The organism is Alkalinema pantanalense CENA528 (assembly GCF_050753345.1).
GTDB classification, from domain to species: domain Bacteria; phylum Cyanobacteriota; class Cyanobacteriia; order Leptolyngbyales; family Leptolyngbyaceae; genus Alkalinema; species Alkalinema pantanalense.
In genome coordinates this window covers 23,282-42,444 of record NZ_JBLZFX010000037.1, presented here as the reverse complement: position 1 = coordinate 42,444, position 19,163 = coordinate 23,282, and the positions used below count along the sequence as shown (strand labels likewise).

Below are 19,163 nucleotides of genomic sequence, written 5' to 3'. Positions count from 1 at the left end.
AGCTATCGGTTTGACGAATAACGATGTCTTGGAATGCCTATTCTAGGGGCGTATTCTAAGGTAGATTCTGCATGAATTCTAAATTGTGAGAGGGGTGGCTGGTCAGGTCACCCTCGATTTTTTTGCTGCAATTCTGCTGAGGGGCTTGCGACAAGACGGGTGGGATCGGCTTACATGAATAACCCACGATGGTTGTAGAGATTGGCAAGGGCTGCATTCCGGGCCAAGGCATCTGCCCGTCGCACTGCTGCTTCTGCATCTACCATGCCCGCGCCATATTCATTGACGTTGTAGGCTGTAAACTGACGATAGGCAGTCGCTTGCAAGATATTTCGTACCGTGGAAGCGGTTAGCCCATTGTTCACACTCCAGACCAGTGACGCTACACCTGCTGCGCTGGGGGTTGCAAAAGAGGTACCCCACACGGTTTCCTGTCCACCGTTAATGGTGGTTGCCAGAATACCAGACGTAGCGACAAGGGTGAGTTCTGGCCCATACTGCGAATACCAATGCCGATCGAGAGTTGCACCATTGCTACCTCCCGCCGCGCCGATCGCCATCACATTGCCATAAGTGCCTGCAAAATCCGCAGGTTGTGACACTTCACTGACGGGATGGTAGGCGGAATTACCGGAGGCAATTACAAATAGAACGGTATCAGCGTACTGTTGCATGAGCTGTGCCAACGCTGTATCAACATAATTTTCTGTATATTCCCCACTCATGTTAATCACCAGCTTCTTGCCACGGGCTTGGGCATATTGGATTTGCTCCAAGGCAGCTTCAGCGAAACTCATAGCATTGCTACCAAAGACTCTGGAAATGTAGATCGCACTATTCCAGTTGATTCCAGCAATCCCTACCCCATCGTTGGTATCTGCTGCCAAAATAGTAGCGACCTTAGTTCCATGGCCTTCCCAATCTGCATCATAGTCATTGGAACTAGTCAGCGTTCGGCCTCCATTCAGATCACTATTGTTGGGATTGTTGTTGCTATCGATCTCTAATCCACTATCTGCTATGCCTAATACCACATTCGTTGAACCTGTAGTAAAGCGCCAAGCTCCGGAAACATTCATCATTTGAAGGTTCCATTGTTGGTTAAAAGATGGATCGTTAGGGGTAATGCCTAGGGAAATGCTACGATCGCTAAATTGTAGGGTCTCATAGCCTTGGAAATAAACTTCATAGCCCGTTGAGTTAATCCGTAGCCAGTCAAAGGTCGTCCCACCAAAAACCGATCGGGTATTGGCACTAAATGTTACATCATTAAAATTAATATTCTGAAAATTCAACGTATCTTTGCCACCGCGACCAAGGAAGACAGACCCCTTAGTCATCCCAGAGAAGCTGTGGATATTACTTGTGAAATCGCCAAATACAACACTTTGGTTGCTGGTAGAACTAAAAGCTAACAATTCTATGAGAGATTCGCTCGATCGGGTAATCCCCCCGGTGTTATCCGTGCCTTCAGCATAGATCCAATAGGTCCCAGCCGCCAGATTGATTCCATTTAGATTTAGCAAGCTACCACTAATCACATTACCCAATAGGCTTGTGCTTCCCGTCGTATTCGATCGAGCATAGAGTTTTGTATTGGAGATAACGCCACTACTATTCCAACTAACCTGCAGGGCTCCCTGTTGAAAAACTACACTGGCGGTACCATCGCCCGACGCATCTCCCACTGTAAAGTTTGTAAAGACTGACGGTAGCATGATACTGACGCTATCCCAGTCGCGACCCTGCCCTTGGTTTGCATTATTGTTCTCGCGGAACTCTAAAATTCCATTGGTACTATCGATAACCATGCCAATGTAGTAAGTCCCATTGGACAACCAAACGGGATTGGTAGCACTGGGCAAGGTCAGTATTTGGCTCAGGAGTCCTGTACTGGTGGCGCTGCTGAGACTAGGCAGTTCCTGAGATCCTAATAAGTAATCACTGAGGGTTACAGTGGCATCGTCGGAGAGATAGAAGGAGACTCGGAAAGCGCTCGATCGCATGCGCTGAAGATTTTCAATTTGGAAATTGACCTGCACGTTATTTCCGGCAATCCCACTCGTGGGTACAACATCAAAACTTTGACCCCGTAAATCAGGCAGTGCATCAAATTCTTTCCCTTCACCGCTCAGATCATAGTCACTATCATTAAGATGCCCATCAATGAAATCCTGCTCTGTACCCAGGTAATTCGTTCCTGACGCTAAATTACGGGCAAAGTTATAGGTCAAGAAGGATTGGTTACTAGCATCTACATCATAGTAGCGATCGATGTAGACTTTGCCACGTTCTTGGGCGATCGGATCAAGACTATTGCCCACTAAAATAGCATTGTTAATTTGATAACGGCCATTGGCTCCGGTTTCATTTAATCCAGAATTGGGATCTGCAAAACTCCCAAGCCCATATTTACCCGCATCTCCGTAAACCCAGCCTGTATAGTAATCAGCACCTGTACTAATCCCGTTGTAAAAATACGTGAAACTGTATTTGTATATATTGGTCGAGGTCGTGAAAGTATTCGTTTCTGTGAATAAATTCGGATTACTTAAACTAGTGATCCGAAGGCGATAGGTATTACTAGTAGGTAGGTTGAGAGCGGGCAACCAACTGTAAGTTCCATCGCTTTCGGTGGATAGGCTAACCGTTGTGTAGACTTGATCTTGGCCTAGGGAATTCTGATAAAGGAGTTCAATTTTAACATTTTCACTCAGGTTATCCTCCCAAGTCAGGTTATAAGCATTTCCTACGAGTACATTAGTCAATCCACCTAGCTGAGCATTTCGTAAATAAGGAAAGTCAGCCACATAGTAATCTTGCCCAAATTTTTCTTCTGGCTTCAGGGTACTGGTAAGGTAACCAATCTCACTGCCCAGAAAGTTGGTTCCACTGCCACTGTAGGGCAGCAGGGTTTGATTAGTTTCCCGATCGTAGTAGCTAGTTACAATAACTTTACCGAGATCGGTGGTCATTCCTGCCGTAATAGCGTCAGTAATGTAATAGCGTCCATTTAGTAATATTTCGTTGTTCTGAGTTGTTAAATCATAATAGCTATTAACCTGATATTGATTTGAATACCCGTATACATAGCCACTATAGCTATCAAGTTCATTATTAAATCCGTTAGCGTAGTAGATAAATGAGTATTTAGTTAATGGCCGTTCCTGAGCTAACAGCACGAGATTATAAGTACTTGGAACATTCGCATAACTAACCTTAAGATAGTAGGTTCCTGATTGTAATGTCTGTGTCCAAGTGTGAAGAGCATTGCTAGAAGAACTCGATCGCCCGATCGTGTTGCCCGCTTGATCTAAAATTTCTAGTCCAACCTGTGAATTAAGCGATACGTTAACATCGGTGACTTGGTTGAGACTGAAGCGATAGTAATCCAGTTTGTCTACGGCATCCACCCGATCGCTCACTTGCAAGCGACCTTTTCCAGTTTCTAGATTAAAGCCTTGCAAACTACCCAGATCAAAAGCCGTACTGAGGCTATTTCCAGGCAGGTCAATGACAGTAGGATCTTGTCTGCGTTGGGCCACAGCAGCGATTTGCCATCCACTATCCACGGTTGGCAACATTGTCGAGCCTACAATCGTAGTTCCATCCATAAACCAAATCTGATTGATCCCTACAGTCTTGTGTCGCCAAATAATATCAGACTTCCCATCCGTATTAAAATCGCCAATTCCTGCAATCGTCCAATAACTATCTGCTACAGGGGCAACATAAGCATTATCAAGCCACTGGGCGTTATTCATCAACCAAATTGCATTAGTTCCACTGACGGAATTCCGCCAAAATAAATCTGTTCGACCATCGTTGTTAAAATCTCCACCGCCTACAATTTGCCAAGAGCGATCGGTAACAGTAATTAAATTTGCACCTCCGATCGGGGTCGTACCGTTCATGTACCAAACCACATTGACGCCCGTATTATGTCGCCAAACAATATCACTTTCACCATCATTGTTCAGATCACAAAGCGTCGCAATTTGCCAGCTTGAATCAACGGTGGGTAACATGACATCGGTTTTGCCATTAGTATTCATCTGCCAAATCAGCGTCATCCCAGACACCCGATTTCGCCAGAGATAATCCAAGAGGCCATCACGATTGAAGTCGCTTGATCCGACCAATTGCCAGGTTTGATCGGCGATCGGGATTAAAGCGGTTCCACTAACAACTAAATTGCCCGCCATCTGCCAGCCCACATTGAATCCTGCAGTTTGATGTCGCCACAGAATTTCTGTTTGAGGATTACTATTACTCCAAAAATTCAGCGTATAGTCACTCGCTGCATTGTCGGGGGTATTGGGTGTAATTTGTAAGTAGTACGTACCCGGCTCTAAGGTAATGGTTAACAGTTCTGAAGCAGCTTGACTATTATGACTCGATCGTAGAACCGTACCATTACTTTGGATCAGATCAAGATTTACATCTGCAGTAACGTTGTCAACAGAAGTACTAATACTCGTCCTAACACTGAGTTGAAATTTATAGTAATCTAAAGAGTCACTAATATCGACACGATCGATTACACTTTGATGATAGCTGCCAGTGTTGACCGATAGCACCCGCGCTGTGCTTAAAGTATTGCCTGCGTTATCTGTCAGCATATCTCAATTGAGGTTAGAAAGGGCTAACTTACTCTGGGCGAAATCTAGCGTTTTTTCCTGCAGTGCTTTTACTGAAAATTTCCTGTCAACCTGTCATGAAAACCAGGAATACTCATAGTAAAATTAGATTAGAAATCACCACTTTTCCACACTTATATGTTCCTGTTCCGCGCTTGAGTTGAGCAGGCGATCACTCAAGATGATCGTCACGGATTCAGGAAAAACGATTGACCTTCCTGGGGAACCGGCTGCAATACGTTGTTTCCCCTTCACCACAAACGGATCAACCCTTCGCTATGAAAGACCAGATTATTAAAAGTCTCAACTTTATCCTGATGTTAGATTTATTTTTTGTTCTTTTCTGCTTCTTCTGGTTTGTCGTTGCCTTGATTGGTCGCAACAATCAGATCAACCTCGGATTTGATCTCTGGTATTCCCTTTGGGAACCCGTTATGCAACCAGCCCTAGGGTTATTGATGGCCGGAGCCATTCTGATCGGAGTTGTAAATTGGATTACGAAGAAACTGAATCCAGACGTTTAGTAAACTTGGCCGATGCCAACTTGACCGATCGCTGCCTGTAATCCTGTAGAATACGCGATCGGTCAAGACAGCTCAAACCTTAGCAACAGCCAAACAAGACAGGTAGAATAAACCGTCAAATTAGTCTATCCCGCTGCCAACACCTGTTCCAATGCAGGCTTCACGGTGGAATAACTGTACTGGAACCCACTGGCTAATGTATTTTTGGGTAACACCTGCTGGCCTTCCAGAACCACCTTTGCCCCTTCACCCAACATCGCTTCTAGGGCGAAACTTGGTACCGGTAACCAGGACGGGCGTTGGAGTACCTGCCCCAGAGTCTGACAGAGTTCTTCCATCCGTACCGGATTGGGAGCCGTTGCATTGTAAATTCCCTGCATTTCGGGTTGGGTGAGTGCCTGCATGATTAAAGCCACCAAGTCATCCCGGTGAATCCAGGAAAACCATTGGCGACCCGACCCGATCGGCCCACCAGCAAACATCCGAAAGGGTGGCAACATTTTACCCAGCGCTCCGCCCATGGCCAAGACAATGCCCAAACGCAAGATCACCAGCCGAGTTCCGCTCGCGGTCACCCCCTGCGCTGCCGCCTCCCACTTCTGACAAATCTCTGCGAGGAAATCACTCCCTGCTGGACTGGTTTCATCAAAGCTGGCAGTTTCGCTGGTGCCATAGAACCCGATCGCCGAGGCATTCACCAACACCGATGGCTTGGGATTCGCTTGGTTAATCGCGTCCACTAGGTGCTGGGTTGTGAGCACCCGACTGTCTAAAAGCAACTGCTTATGTTCCGGTGTCCAGCGGTGTTCGGCGATCGGTTCCCCCGCCAAATTCACTACCCCGTCACAACCAGAAATTGCCCCTTGCCAATCTCCGGCTTCCATGGGGTTATAGGCAACTACAGTAACCCTGGTAAAAACCGGGTTAGGAAATCGTTGATTTGCTTGCTCTGCATTGCGGGTTAAAACAATCACCTCATGGCCTTCCATATGCAATTGTTCGACTAATCGACTGCCGACAAACCCCGTGGCACCCGTTACAGCTACTTTCATGGTGGTGTTGCTCAATCATCTCCACCGTTCATCTTACGGGATGAATTCCTACGAACCGATCCAGTCTGTCCAGTATTGTGAAAAAGTATTTGTGGAAAAGATCATCCATCCAACTGGGAGCAAGGAGGCCAAAAACGCTGTGATTCAGTGGTTTGCATCAATTGACACCCTGGGAGAAAAAGTCGCGATCGCTGCACTTTGGTTGGGTTTGGTGGGCATAGCCGCCACGTTGGTGAAACAATTCACCCGCGCTGATAGTGAACTCGTGCGCAAGGTGGTTCACATCGGCACGGGCAACATTATTCTGCTGGCTTGGTGGATGGCGCTTCCTAGCTGGGTAATTCTGGCGGCGGCGGTTCTGTTTGGCACGATCGCCCTGGCATCCTTTTTCTACCCCTTGTTGCCCAGTATTGATAGTGTTGGGCGCAAAAGTTTGGGGACGTTTTTCTATGCCCTCAGTATTGGCCTGCTGGCAGCCTGGTTCTGGCCACAAAATTTACCAGAATTTGCTGTGCTAGGGATTCTGATCATGACCTGGGGCGATGGGCTGGCGGGATTGATCGGTCGTCAATTTGGGAGCCACACCTACTACCTTGGGGGGATGAAAAAAAGTTGGGAAGGATCTCTCACCATGGCCCTGATTAGTGCATTGATGACGATACTCGTGCTGGCCTCCGTGGGCACGGCCCTCAGTCCATTGATCATTTCTGCATTCTTAGTAGCGATCGTGGCTACAGGGTTAGAAGCCTTTTCTAGGCTGGGGATTGATAATGTCACAGTTCCCCTAGGCAGCGCTGCCACGGCCTATGCCATGAGCGTGATTCTGGGCTAATTTGTCGGATTCAGTGTTTCGACGCGCTCAGCCTATCCCACGCTCAGCCTGGGAAATGATACCCTGAAGGCATTCGGGCGGAATTCTCACAAAGCACTTTCCCAAAGCACCCGGTGCCAACAGCAACCTTGCACCTCCTGCACCTAGTGCGAGCGGCAACCTTGCACCTAGATTTTGGACGCGGGTTGGCGAGTGACTGGTTGGCGAGACAGGCCAAGAATGCACAGATCTTCAAGAAACTTTTCCACTGCGTCATGAGTCCACAACCTATCGACCCTGGGCATTCGAATTTGCATCCTGTGCCGCCTATGAACTCCACCGTCATTCCCATCACCGCTGCCCCCTCCTTCGCAGAACTGTCTCTGCCCCAGCCACCTGACCCAGAACAGCTTGACAATATCAAAGCGCAACTCGATCTCGTGCTCTTAGCGCTAGAGGCGATCGCAGACATTGGGTCTGAAGCCATGCTGCAAGCAGCAACTCAACTGGGGCTGGAATCCGTTGTGGCCGATCGGGTAGCCCTATGGCGACTGCGGCAGGCCAGCCCCCTGCGCAAAGGCCAAGGGGGCCGAAAGAAGCTGGATGTTGAAGAAGCCCGTGCCTTGGTTCTAATCAGTTGCCACTTGGCAAAACAACACCAAGAACTGATCCGTCGCGCAGTGTCTTTGTTAGAACAATTGACGGAGCAAAATAAGCCCCCCCATCAAGCGGCCTTACTGGGGGACTACTTGGACACCTTCCAAAATACCTACCAAGAACGGATGGATGAAGGGGATGAAGCCTCACCAGAGGGATTGACCCACCTCGCCCTGAAGCTCCTGATTGATTTAATGTTTTACGGGGGGAATCAAGGGGCGCGTCGTCTGTGGTCTGCTTTGCTCGATCGCTCCTTAGCCCATCGCCCGACTGCTCGTCCGACCTCTGCATCCTAACCATGATGACCCAAGCCAACGTTAACAGCACTGTTTTGCGCAAGTACACCCCTCCCACTTGCACGCTGGAAATTTCCGCGAAACCTTCTCCACTAGCAAAGTGGATTGGGAATACCGCGTTAAAAAATGTGCGGTTTCAGTTGAGCTTTGATGATCCCCGTGTCGGTGAAGATCAGTGGGTGACGTTACGGGGCGATCGCAATCAGTTGGAAGCGTTGACCGATGTCGTTGCCACCTATGTGCAGAGCTTTCTGAACCAATCCAGTGATTTGCTGCCCCAGGTGGCAGGCGTGGGAACGGGGCTGGTGGCCACGATCGAACCCCTCACCACAACCCTCGCTGCGCCGACCAATCCCTATGGTCTTGCCCTGCAACCCAAAGGACTCCTATCCCACACCCTGACCCTAGGGGCATTGGCTACGGAACAATCCGGCTCAGAAATTCATCTGACTTCAACCCAGTTGGCCGATTTAGCAGCCGCATTAGATGAATATGCTGCTGATGTAACAGCCTTCCCTACACTGAATCAACCAGCCTGGATGAAGTCTCCGGCAGCTTGGGGCCGAGTGGTCGCCGGTGCTTTAGTAGCGGTTGGGTTATCTGCCTCTATTCTCAATGGCCTGAGCCGATCGAACAATAATCCTCAAACGGCAAGTCAGACTGCCAGCAGCAGCGATCAACGCCTTGCCCTACAACCACCGCAGTCTTCGCCTTCACCCTCGCCGCTACTGTCACCGCCGGGAACGTTACCCCCAAGTGCCACCATTAACCCCGGTTCGCCTCCACCGCCGATCATCACGACCACGACACCACCCACGGGGACAGCGGGAACCCCTTCAGAGACACCTCGCGGGAACCCAGCAGGCACAAGCGGCAATAATTCTGCAACAACAGGGCCAGTGATTGTGAGCCAAAATCCTGGGGGGGCTGCCAATTCGGGGGTTGCTCGAACGGAGAATGTGCCAAATGCCGCCCAAACAGGCAAACAGCCCCCTTCTGTAAAAGCAGTTCCTGTACCGTCGATCGTCGATCAAATTGGCTCTAGCAATATAGCCAGTGATGAGGCAGGCGCAGTGAGTCAACCCTCAGCTTCTGCGGCCCGCAAGTCGGCTCCAGCCGCTCCAGTACTAGATACCTCCCAAGCTGAAGCGGTAGAAAAATATTTTCAAAGTCGCTGGAAGCCACCAGAGGGGTTATCCGAGGGCTTGGAATATGTACTGGAGGTCGATCCGGCTGGAGAGTTGAAATCGGTGACGCCCCGCAATGAGGCGGCTACTCAATATCGCGATCGCACAGGACTTATTGAGGGAGAACCGATCGCGCCTGCCTCTGCTGATGGGAAGAAGAGTATTATTTTTCTACGGTTAGACCCCAATGGCAAAGTGAGTGCCATTAAACAACAGCCCTAATCTCACCTGTCCCACTTACCCTACCTATCCCACTTCTGTTGTCAGGATTCGCGAAACAATCAACTATGGTGGACTGGACTACAGGTCAGCATTTTACAGTTGCAGGGATCATCATGCCGGGATATCAAGTGGCTTCTGGACGCTCCCCGACCAGTCCCTATCCCGCTGGAACACTGGAGTTGCAATTACCGTTTTTTCAGGCACGGGGCTTAGATTTATCCGATTGCTTTTTGGGGACACTGAATGTGTCGATCGCGCCCCATATCTTTGAAATTTGCCAGCCCGCCCATACCTTTACGGAGGTTCAGTGGATAAAAGGTTTTGCCAGTGAAACCTTTTCCTTCTGTCACAGTTGGGTTGTGGTTGGAGAAAGTCTCTATTCTGGCTGGGTCTACTATCCCCATCCTGAAACCAAGCTTGACCACTTTCAGGATCCTTCCATCTTAGAGATTGTGGCTCCTCTCATTCCCGATCTACATTATGGCGATCGGGTTCAACTCATCCTCGATACCCAAGAAATTGTGTTGAGATTGTCCGGGATTGCTGAATCAGATTAATTGAACGGTCTTTCAAGCTTTTAGCCTCTGAACCAGCGTCCGAAATCCTTAATTTTTGGTTGAAGTGCGTAACTTTTAACTAACTTCACTCTGACTCATTTCACTTCTGACTCATTTCACTATTGAGTGCGATCTCGATCGAGGTCGCGCTGCTTGGCCGCAACTTGTTTAACGATCGGTTTAGCGGCAACCTTGGATCGGCCTTTGTTGGCTTTAGGCGTATTAGGTTGCTGTTTTTCCAGTTCTGTCTGTTGGGATTCCGTTGCCTCCGATCGACTTAAGGGCGTAATTGAGACATCGATGGCATAGGAGCCCGACCCTGTGATCTGTAACTCATATTCATCATCCAGCGGGAGTTGTCCTGTCCAACTCCGCGTTTGTTGAGACGCACTATCGATCGGCTCTTGGTTGGACTTGAGTAAGTTCATCACCACCCCCGACCCATCCAAGATCACGCTCATGATCTGACCTTTAGCGGCTCTGAGGCGATAGGTCTGTGTGGGTTTATCTTGGAGATTGCCTTGCACCAAGGCAGAAATTTCACCCGGTTTAAACAAAATGGTTTGGGTTCCATTGGCATTCAGAGCCAGATCGGCAGAAACCGTGGAAGCCACTGCATCAGATTGGAGGGTATGGGTTGTGCCACTGGGGATCGGCAACCGGAAAATCCAAGTTCCCATGCCCAGCACCACGACCAGGCTCGCCAAAACGGCAGACATTGAAGACACCCGTGGCATTTGGAACGGTGGACGGCGGAATGGCGTCCTGGGTTGCGCGACTGAAGCCGTGGCACAGCTAGCAGAACCCGTTGAGGGATGCTTGGGGGGATTGGGCTGGGTGCCAGGTGGAACCACCATTTGGGTAATGGGCAGTCCCGTTAAGATAGGCTGAAGTGCGACCCAAACGTCCTGGGCGGATTGATAGCGATCGCCCGGATGCAAGGACAACATTTTGAGTAACACCTGAGCTAAGCGATCGTTGATTTGGGTATAAGGCTGCCAACGCCAAGTCAAATTATGGCTATCGAGCAGATCTTGGGGTTCCCGACCGGTCAGTAAAACTAAACAAGTTGCCGCTAGGGCATAGAGATCACTGTGGGGATGGACACTGCCTGTTTGGAGTTGTTCAGGGGGCGCGTAGCCAATTTTACCAACGCGAGTCATAGAAGACACAAGGGCTAAACCACTCGTTGCCTCCTTCACTGCACCAAAATCAATCAGTACAGGGGTACCCTGCAAAGAGGCTGAATCAGGTGAGGATGACTGGGGTTGCAGGATAATATTGTCTGGAGAAATATCACGGTGGATAATGCGACGATCGTGGAGATAGCTTAAAACAGGTAACAATTGCCCCAACAGCAGCAACACTTCTGACTCAGATAAGGTACGGCCTTCGGCCTTCCGCTGGTTTAACCAAGTACGGTAGGTACTGCCCTGGATCAAACTTTGGACAAGCCATAGGCGATCGTCACTCTCAAACGCTGCCTGAAATTGTGGAATTTGGGGGTGCTGGATTTGATGCAGCGTACTAGCTTCCCGCTGAAACATCGTTCTCGCTTTCTTTAGCAAGGCTTCATCTGCATAGGGCACAATAAACTCTTTAAGGACACACCCTTCCCCAAATCGTTCTTGATCCAGGGCAAGATAAGTTCTACCAAATCCGCCCTGACCTAAAACTTGTTGGATCAAATAACGTTGCCTAACGAGCGTACCAATGGGAATTAAATTAGCCATGATCAATACACCGGGGATTCAACAGTTGGATCAGGGCAATGTTTCAGTAGTAGATGCAATCCCTGATGTATCATTGGTAACTCAGTTAACCAGCGAACTTCTACGGGGTATCACCCCTCACGGTATTCACTCCCAATGGTTGACATCTCGGATGACACCAGTTGATCTTGTCGAAACTCATCCGTAATCCTGCCGGAACGCTGCGATCGTTGAGACTTTAGCCCATAGCGCTGGATCCCTATATTTACTGTCACCCTAGGCCATTCACATACACAGTTCAAATTTCCTCTACCCTGCTTTGCAAATCTTGCGTAGACATAGACTGTGTAGAAATATGTCTAAGATGTGGGCTGTAAAGACTGTCTAAAGACTGTCTTAAGGACTTCTTAAAGGCCAAGTGATTAAAGGCCAAGTGACCGTTCCAAAGTAGCGGGACATAGACGAAGTCGGTCAGTTGTAGGGTAAAGATGGCAACATCCATAGAGTTTCCTCAATCACGTTTGATCAGTCCTGGTCTCTTGACGGCCCAGATAAGTTAAGCGACACTGACAGATAGTTGAGGCGTTACTTAATGGAATTAATAAGTTTTGTAACGTTCCGCGTCAATTCGATGCAGTTGATCAAGATTGGTTAATTAAGTGCCTTAAATTAGGCTGGCCGATCCTAAAGCTACGTCGTTCGGTTAGATCCCTTGCAAAATCTGGTGAGCGAGCAGGATGGAAACACTGGAATTTATCATCTATCCAGATGGTCGGGTTCAAGAAAAGGTGACAGGTATTGTCGGTGCTTCCTGTGCGGAGGTGACTGCCGCAATCGAAGAGCAGCTAGGAGTTGTCCTTCAACAGGAAACTATGGCTGAGTTTTTTGCCCAGCCTGTTCAGCACAGCCAAACAGCAACCACCCACACAACGTTTAGTGATTGGTAAGCCAAGGAGCTCATGACTGGTCGCTTGCTGATCAATGCTCTGACGATTCGGTCATTAGGTTCATCTAAGCAACCTCTAAGCAACCATTGTTGTCATTTAACCGGGAACCACCATGTCTCACTTTAGTCAAATCAAGACTCAAATCCGTAACTTAGATTCCCTCAAGTCTGCATTGAGTGACCTGGGAATGGACTGGAAAGCTGGCCCATCAAAAGTGCGGGGTTATAAAGGCTTAACCCACAATGCAGATGTCGTGATCGAGCAACAAAATGGTTACGACATCGGATTTGCTTGGGATGGTAAAGAGTATGCATTGGTGACAGATCTACAGTTTTGGCAGCAGAATGGCTCTGTCGATCGCTTCCTCAAGCAAGTTACCCAACGCTATGCCTATCACACTATTTTGAATGAAGGGAATCGCCAAGGATTTCAAGTAGCTGAACAGCAGCGTCAGGAAGATGGTTCCCTTCGGTTGGTGCTCCAGCGGTGGGGCGCTTAGCAGGTTCTGCACGGTTGGTTGTTTTGACTAGCTAAGCCCAGCGTCTCAACCATTGCTTAACGCTTAATGCGGCACTCAACCAACATTCAACAATTTAGTGTCAGATAGTGTCGGACTTGAATCCTATGGAGGTCAGCCCATGACCGATTCCCCTCAACCGCTTAGGGGTTCTGAAGCTCACTTTACTGAAGGTATCGTTTCCTTAGAAAATCATCGCTCTGGTCTAGAGCCGGAATTGAGAGGTGGTTTACGCGAAGACGATCACCGTTCGGGTCTAGAACCTGAGTTGGGGGGGATGTTCCGACAGCGGGGGGTATATGTTGATGAAACTACCTGCATTGGTTGTCGGTACTGTGCCCATGTAGCTCGAAATACGTTTTACATTGAGCCAGACTATGGTCGTTCACGGGTAATTCGTCAGGATGGAGATTCTGAGGATTTGATTCAAGAAGCGATCGATACCTGTCCTGTGGACTGCATCCATTGGGTGGATTACACAGAACTCAAACAGCTTGAGGAAGACCGTAAGTATCAAGTTCTACAACCTGTGGGCTTCCCCATGGATCGTGCAATGATGACGTCACAGCAACGTCACCGTAAGCCACCCCGAAAGCGTAAACCTTAATCTTCATTGTCAAGAAGATCAATCTTCTAGACGATTGTAAGGAGGCGTTTCTAATGTTTCTTGACTGGATGTTTCTGTATCTGTTTCCTCTTGATCAGTCCTAGAGGCAATGACACAGGGTAAATTTGCACCTTTCAGTCCCCGCCTCAATCGCTCTGGAGATTGCTCGAACAATACAAAAAGTGGATAAATTTTTTCTGCCCCATCATTCAAGATGTGCTGATATTTGAGCGGCATTAACCACTCATAATCTTTACTTAACAAAACTTGGGTCTGTCGCCAACGTCCTAGGAGTTCAGAAAAATCTTCTTCTGGACGATGAATAAAGACGAAGATTTCACGACCCGTTTTGACTTTCCATTCTGGATCGCACATCAATATCGCAATCTCGCAGGGAACGGGAACGGCCTCCGCTCTGGTAATATTGCCGTGTCCACTTGGCGAGGGTTGCGTATAGCGAAGCTTGGCGATCGGCAGAGGAATCGTAATTAAACTATCCTCAGGCCGACGCATACTAGGGATTAACTCCAAATAAGGCCGATAGCGTCGCAAGAGCGCGATCGCTTCACAGTTTTGACTATAGGTGGCCAACAGTTCTTCATAGTCTGCTTGCTGAATAGTCATCAATATCAATCCTTCTGGAATCAGCCCCTCTCGACAATGCAAAGAAGACATGCCATTGCTTAACCCAATTTTTCGAAAACCTTGAACATTGGCAGATACATTGCCAAGAGAATAGAAGCAACCATGCCCCCCAACAGCAAGATCATAATAGGTTCCATGATACTTGTGAGGGCTTTTACGGCCTGTTCCACTTCATCTTCGTAGAAATCCGCCACCTTCATCAACATGGCATCAATTTCCCCCGTTTCTTCCCCAATGCTGATCATTTGAATGGCCATCAAAGGGAAAACCTGCTCTTTTTGCAGGGCAATGCTAATCATGCCACCAGTTTGGATCTCACGGCGGGCTTCGTCTACCGCATTGGCAATAACTTGATTCCCCGCAGTATCGCGCACAATTTCCAAGCAGGTCAGGATGGGAACACCCGAACGGGTCAATGCGCCAAAGGTACGACAAAAGCGAGCGGTTGCTGTCTTCTGGATTAAATCACCAAACAAAGGCATTTTCAGGAAGAAGCGATCCATGGTTTCCCGTCCAACCCGTGTGTTGTAGTACTGTTTGTAGGCAAAGCTAACCAGGGGAACTAAAACCACCAAAATCAGCACATTCGGACTTCTCAAAAATTGGCTAATGTTAAGCATCGCTTGGGTAAAGGCGGGTAGCTCAGTGCCTAGTTCCTGGAAGATGCCCGCAAAAATGGGAATCAGGAAAATGGTCATGCCCAGAAAAATTAAGGTTGCCAAGATACCCACGACAACGGGGTAGGCCATAGCAGACTTAATTTGGTTTTGCAAGCGTGCCACATCTTCTAACAGCTTTGCTAGTCGGTTCAGCACCTCATCTAGCACCCCCCCCACTTCGCCTGCTTGAATCATGCTGACATAAAGACCATCGAAACAGTCTGGGTGCTTACGCATGGCATCGGACAAGCTAGTTCCCTGCTGAATTTCGGAACTAATATCCATCAGAGCGACTTTCATTTTTGGGTTGGTGCACTGTTCAGAAAGAACACCTAAGCCTCTTACCAACGCCACACCTGCGTTCACCAAGGCTGCAAACTGCCGTGAAAAAAGTGCTTTGTCCTTGACGGTGATCTTGGCCATGGATGTCTGAAGTTTTTTCAGATCCAATGACCCGAGTCCTTCGCTCTCTTTCAACTCCTGAACAAAGAGTCCCTGATCTCGGAGGGCGGAGCGGGCATCCCCTAGGGATTGAGCGACAATTTTCTCTTTTTTTGCGTTTCCTTTAGCATCACGAACGCGGGCAACGTAGGTAGGCATGGCTCAAAAATCAGACCCAAGGTAGTGTGGTTAAGACAATGGACTGTGAAGCCCCGAAATTGGCGAATTAGCAGCTCTAGAGTGAGATCCTAAAACTTGCACCAATCATAGTCGAGTTTTTGAGAGGTGCAACGGTTCCAGAAAGTCCGGAGAGCGGAGAGAGATGGGATCTCGATTCAATAGCTCTCTCCTATTTCACCAATTAGCTCGGTTCTAGTGTGCAGATCCAGCAGTGGCTCCTGCGGGGGCTCCCCCAATCAAACGGTTCAATTCGTCAGGGCGGGAGGTTTTAGACATAGCCGCTTCGTAGGTAATCGCTCCCTGCTTGTAATAGTCAGCCAAAACTTTCTCCAAGGTTTGCATCCCTAATTTCCCGCCTGTTTGAATGGCGGAGTAAATTTGAGCTGTTTTACCTTCCCGGATCAAGTTGGAAATAGCAGGAGTGACGATCATAATTTCCTGTGCCATAACCCGACCGTATTCACCAGGCTTGGGACTCTTTTTGGAAACTAGGGTTTGGCTGAAAACGGCTACCAAAGAGTTGGAAAGCTGAACGCGCACTTGAGTTTGGCGATCGGCAGGGAATACATCAATCATCCGATCAACGGTTTGGGCGGCTGAACTGGTGTGCAAAGTACCAAAAACTAAGTGCCCTGTTTCCGCTGCACTAATCGCCAAGGAAATGGTTTCTAAGTCCCGCATTTCCCCCACAAGAATAATGTCTGGATCTTCCCGAAGGGCTGCCTTGAGGGCGTTTGCAAAGCTCTTGGTGTCTTCCCCCAGTTGCCGTTGATGCACGAGGCTCTTAATGGGTTCGTAGACAAACTCGATCGGATCCTCAACAGTCAAAATATGCTCTGCACGAGTGCGATTGATCAAATCAATCATGGCGGCTAGGGTGGTGGTTTTCCCTGAACCAGTTGGCCCCGTCACCAAAATCAAGCCCCGAGGTTTCTCCGCCATTTCCCGCACAACGTCAGGCAAGCCGAGTTTCTCAAAGTTGGGAATCTTGGAACTTAATGCCCGGAGGCAGGCTGCATAGGTGCCCCGGTCTTTGTAAACATTGACCCGGAACCGAGCCAATCCCCGTACCCCGTAGGAACAGTCTAATTCCCAGTTTTGTTCCAGGTTTTTCCGCTGGGTATTATTCAGCATGCTAAAGATAAGCCGTTGGCATTCTTCAGAATTGAGAGCTTGGTCACCGATCGGCTGAAGCTTCCCACTGATGCGGAAATAGGGAGGCAACCCCGCTGTGAGATGCAAATCCGATCCCCCCATTTCAATCAATTGCTCCATCAAGTCTTCAATCATGAGTTCCATGTTGCTTTCTCCTGATACAAAGGGCTCTTAATCTCTAGGTTATAAGTGCAAAATTGTTCGGTGCGAAATCGTCGAACAGGCATCGTCCCAAGCGACGGGAACCCGTCTGTAAAGTCTGGCCTGAGGGATCGACCTGAAACCATAACCTTACGAATCTTGAAAACGCGGTGTTAAGCAGTAGGGACAATCTAGCCATTCCTGCTTCAGCTCGGCTGAACAAGTTCGGCAAGAGAGAACACTTTTCCGCTTGGCGCGAAGTTCTGCTTCTAGCCCCGTATCCGTGAAGGTGACGCGCTCAACTTCGTCGAGGGTAGTCAACCCTTGGCGAACCAGGTTAAGACTATAGGCTAGAAGGGTTTGCATTCCTTCCTCAACCGCAACTTCCTTGATCTGTTCGGTAGGGGCTCCTTCATTGATCAGGATTTGTAGACGCTCAGTCACCCGCATGACTTCATAGACCCCACAGCGTCCTTTGTAGCCGCCACCGCCACATTTGGGACAGAGGCTGCCTGACGCTTTGGCCTCTTGGATTTCCTGGGTAGTCAGGGTATTGGCCTTATACAAAGTCATGTGGGTGTCCTGCGAACTGGTAAACCCAAATCGGGCCAGTTCTTCCTGAGCGGGATTATAGGGAATGCGACATTCATCGCAGACGCGACGGACGAGCCGTTGGGCTACCACCCCAAGCAGTGCCCCAGAAACCATGAAAGGCTCAACCCCCATTTCATCCAATCGCGCGATCGCCCCAGCGGCGTCGTTGGTGTGCAGGGTGGTTAACACTAAGTGTCCCGTCAGCGCAGCTTCGATCGCGGTCTTTGCCGTTTCCCGGTCACGGGTTTCCCCCACCAGAATCACATCCGGATCCTGCCGCAAAAAGGCCCGCAAAATTGCGGCAAAGTCCATCCCCTTTTCCCGGATTACCTGTACCTGAGTTAATCCTGCCAGGGAGTATTCAATTGGGTCTTCAGCAGTACTGATGTTAACTCCCGGCTCATTACGCTCAGCCAAGGCAGAATATAGCGTTGTGGTTTTCCCCGATCCAGTAGGGCCTGTAACCAGAATCAATCCGAAGGGGCGTCGTACCATTTCTTGGACAATTTGCAAGGATTCAGGATCCTGAATCAATTTATCCAGTCCTAACTGGGTCGCTGAGTTGTCGAGGATCCGTAATACAACTTTTTCTCCATGTTTACTGGGGAGGGTATTGACCCGGAAGTCAATTTTACGTCCGTCGTAAATTCGACGGATCCGCCCATCTTGAGGAGCCCGTCGTTCTGCAATATCCAACTGAGAAATAATTTTGAAGCGCGCCGTGACTGCGGGAATGATTTTCTTCGGTAAAGGCTCAAAGGCTTCTTGCAAGACTCCATCTTTACGGAAGCGGACGCGAAGAAATTCTTCCTGGGGCTCAATATGAATATCAGACACGCCCATTTGGAGGGCTTTGATGAGGATTTTATTCACGAGGGTCACGATCGGAGCGGCGTCCGCTTCAGCCGCAGCGTCGAGATCGACATCGCTAGAATCATCCTCTTGAAGCTCTGCGTAATCTTCTAGCCCTTCTAGATCTGCTTTAACGTCAACCCGCGCCTGTTGCTCAGCCTGCTGATCCCGACGCATCCGTTCATCGAGATACTGGGAAATGAGGTGGTTGTAATCTTCAAAGGTGATGACGAGGCGCTGGAGACTCAGGTTTTTAGCCCGAAGAATACGATTGAGATCGTCTTGAGCATCTAGATTATCGGGCTCCACCATCGCCACTAAAACATGGCTTTCCGATTGGGATAGGGGGACAAACTTGTAACGACGACAAAGATCGATCGGAATCAAGGTATCGATGAGCTGACCAATTTGATTGGTCGAAACCTGGTTGATTTCCGGATCGAGGGATTCAACCCCGTAAAGAATTTTAAGTTCAAATAGTTGCTGTTTCTTGTATTGGCGAATTAGCTCCGGTGATAGCTGCTGCCCAGTAATTAACTCTAACGCTTCTGTTAAGGGTTTTCCAGAACGCCGACTTTCTACAAGAGCCTGCTGGAGTTGCTCCTGATTGGCATAACCCGCCTGGATGAGTTTATTGCCAAAGGGCGAAAAATGATTCTGGACAACAAGGGCGCGCCGCTGGGAAGGAGAGTTCGTCATAGCTCACAAAAACTGATCTCTTCTATAGATATTGCCCCAAATTTTTCAAATCATCCCTATATCCATCC

Annotated in this window: 15 protein-coding genes; 8 read left to right on the top strand and 7 right to left on the bottom strand. The window is 48.8% G+C overall.

Going from position 1 to position 19,163, the window contains the following annotated elements:
- Positions 1-170 precede the first annotated feature (170 nt).
- Entirely contained in the window at positions 171-4,622 is a 4,452-nt protein-coding gene (locus ACN4EG_RS13835; protein WP_431630226.1) for a S8 family serine peptidase, read from the bottom strand.
- 296 nt (positions 4,623-4,918) lie between these two features.
- Between ACN4EG_RS13835 and ACN4EG_RS13830 the strand changes: the two genes are divergently transcribed.
- Positions 4,919-5,164 (top strand): hypothetical protein, encoded by a 246-nt coding sequence (locus ACN4EG_RS13830; protein WP_431630223.1) that lies wholly within the window; start codon positions 4,919-4,921, stop codon positions 5,162-5,164.
- A 125-nt stretch (positions 5,165-5,289) separates the two neighbouring features.
- Here the strand turns inward: ACN4EG_RS13830 and thyD are convergent, their stop codons facing one another.
- Positions 5,290-6,216 (bottom strand): thylakoid membrane protein ThyD, encoded by a 927-nt coding sequence (thyD, locus tag ACN4EG_RS13825; RefSeq protein ID WP_431630221.1) that lies wholly within the window; start codon positions 6,214-6,216, stop codon positions 5,290-5,292.
- A gap of 139 nt (positions 6,217-6,355) precedes the next feature.
- Here thyD and ACN4EG_RS13820 point away from each other — a divergent pair, with 139 nt between their 5' ends.
- From ACN4EG_RS13820 to ACN4EG_RS13805, 4 genes are all read left to right on the top strand, one after another.
- Complete coding sequence (locus ACN4EG_RS13820; protein WP_431630219.1) at positions 6,356-7,048, top strand: diacylglycerol/polyprenol kinase family protein; 693 nt, start codon at positions 6,356-6,358, stop codon at positions 7,046-7,048.
- A gap of 254 nt (positions 7,049-7,302) precedes the next feature.
- Positions 7,303-7,980: a DUF3038 domain-containing protein gene (locus ACN4EG_RS13815; RefSeq protein ID WP_431630217.1), complete on the top strand. Its 678-nt coding sequence runs from the start codon at positions 7,303-7,305 to the stop codon at positions 7,978-7,980.
- Between the two features lie 2 nt (positions 7,981-7,982).
- Positions 7,983-9,389, top strand: a complete 1,407-nt coding sequence (locus tag ACN4EG_RS13810; RefSeq protein WP_431630216.1) for a DUF4335 domain-containing protein — start codon at positions 7,983-7,985, stop codon at positions 9,387-9,389.
- 65 nt (positions 9,390-9,454) lie between these two features.
- On the top strand, positions 9,455-9,946 hold the full coding sequence (locus tag ACN4EG_RS13805; protein WP_431630214.1) for a hypothetical protein: 492 nt from the start codon (positions 9,455-9,457) through the stop codon (positions 9,944-9,946).
- Positions 9,947-10,065: 119 nt separating this feature from the next.
- On the opposite strand, the gene ACN4EG_RS13800 is transcribed toward ACN4EG_RS13805, so the two are convergent.
- On the bottom strand, positions 10,066-11,679 hold the full coding sequence (locus ACN4EG_RS13800; protein ID WP_431630212.1) for a protein kinase domain-containing protein: 1,614 nt from the start codon (positions 11,677-11,679) through the stop codon (positions 10,066-10,068).
- A 716-nt stretch (positions 11,680-12,395) separates the two neighbouring features.
- Here ACN4EG_RS13800 and ACN4EG_RS13795 point away from each other — a divergent pair.
- From ACN4EG_RS13795 to ACN4EG_RS13785, 3 genes are all read left to right on the top strand, one after another.
- Positions 12,396-12,605: a DUF2997 domain-containing protein gene (locus ACN4EG_RS13795; RefSeq protein ID WP_431630210.1), complete on the top strand. Its 210-nt coding sequence runs from the start codon at positions 12,396-12,398 to the stop codon at positions 12,603-12,605.
- 112 nt (positions 12,606-12,717) lie between these two features.
- On the top strand, positions 12,718-13,104 hold the full coding sequence (locus ACN4EG_RS13790) for a DUF1257 domain-containing protein (protein ID WP_431630209.1): 387 nt from the start codon (positions 12,718-12,720) through the stop codon (positions 13,102-13,104).
- Positions 13,105-13,243: 139 nt separating this feature from the next.
- On the top strand, positions 13,244-13,729 hold the full coding sequence (locus ACN4EG_RS13785; protein WP_431630206.1) for a ferredoxin: 486 nt from the start codon (positions 13,244-13,246) through the stop codon (positions 13,727-13,729).
- Positions 13,730-13,747: 18 nt separating this feature from the next.
- On the opposite strand, the gene ACN4EG_RS13780 is transcribed toward ACN4EG_RS13785, so the two are convergent.
- The 4 genes from ACN4EG_RS13780 to ACN4EG_RS13765 all read right to left on the bottom strand — a co-directional run bounded on the left by ACN4EG_RS13780 (position 13,748) and on the right by ACN4EG_RS13765 (position 19,095).
- Entirely contained in the window at positions 13,748-14,353 is a 606-nt protein-coding gene (locus tag ACN4EG_RS13780) for a hypothetical protein (RefSeq protein WP_431630205.1), read from the bottom strand.
- A 59-nt stretch (positions 14,354-14,412) separates the two neighbouring features.
- A complete protein-coding gene (locus tag ACN4EG_RS13775) occupies positions 14,413-15,633 on the bottom strand; it encodes a type II secretion system F family protein (protein ID WP_431630204.1) in 1,221 nt (406 codons plus the stop codon).
- 213 nt (positions 15,634-15,846) lie between these two features.
- Positions 15,847-16,953, bottom strand: a complete 1,107-nt coding sequence (locus ACN4EG_RS13770) for a type IV pilus twitching motility protein PilT (RefSeq protein WP_431630202.1) — start codon at positions 16,951-16,953, stop codon at positions 15,847-15,849.
- Positions 16,954-17,100: 147 nt separating this feature from the next.
- Positions 17,101-19,095, bottom strand: a complete 1,995-nt coding sequence (locus ACN4EG_RS13765) for a GspE/PulE family protein (protein WP_431630200.1) — start codon at positions 19,093-19,095, stop codon at positions 17,101-17,103.
- Between the last annotated feature and the right edge of the window lie 68 nt (positions 19,096-19,163).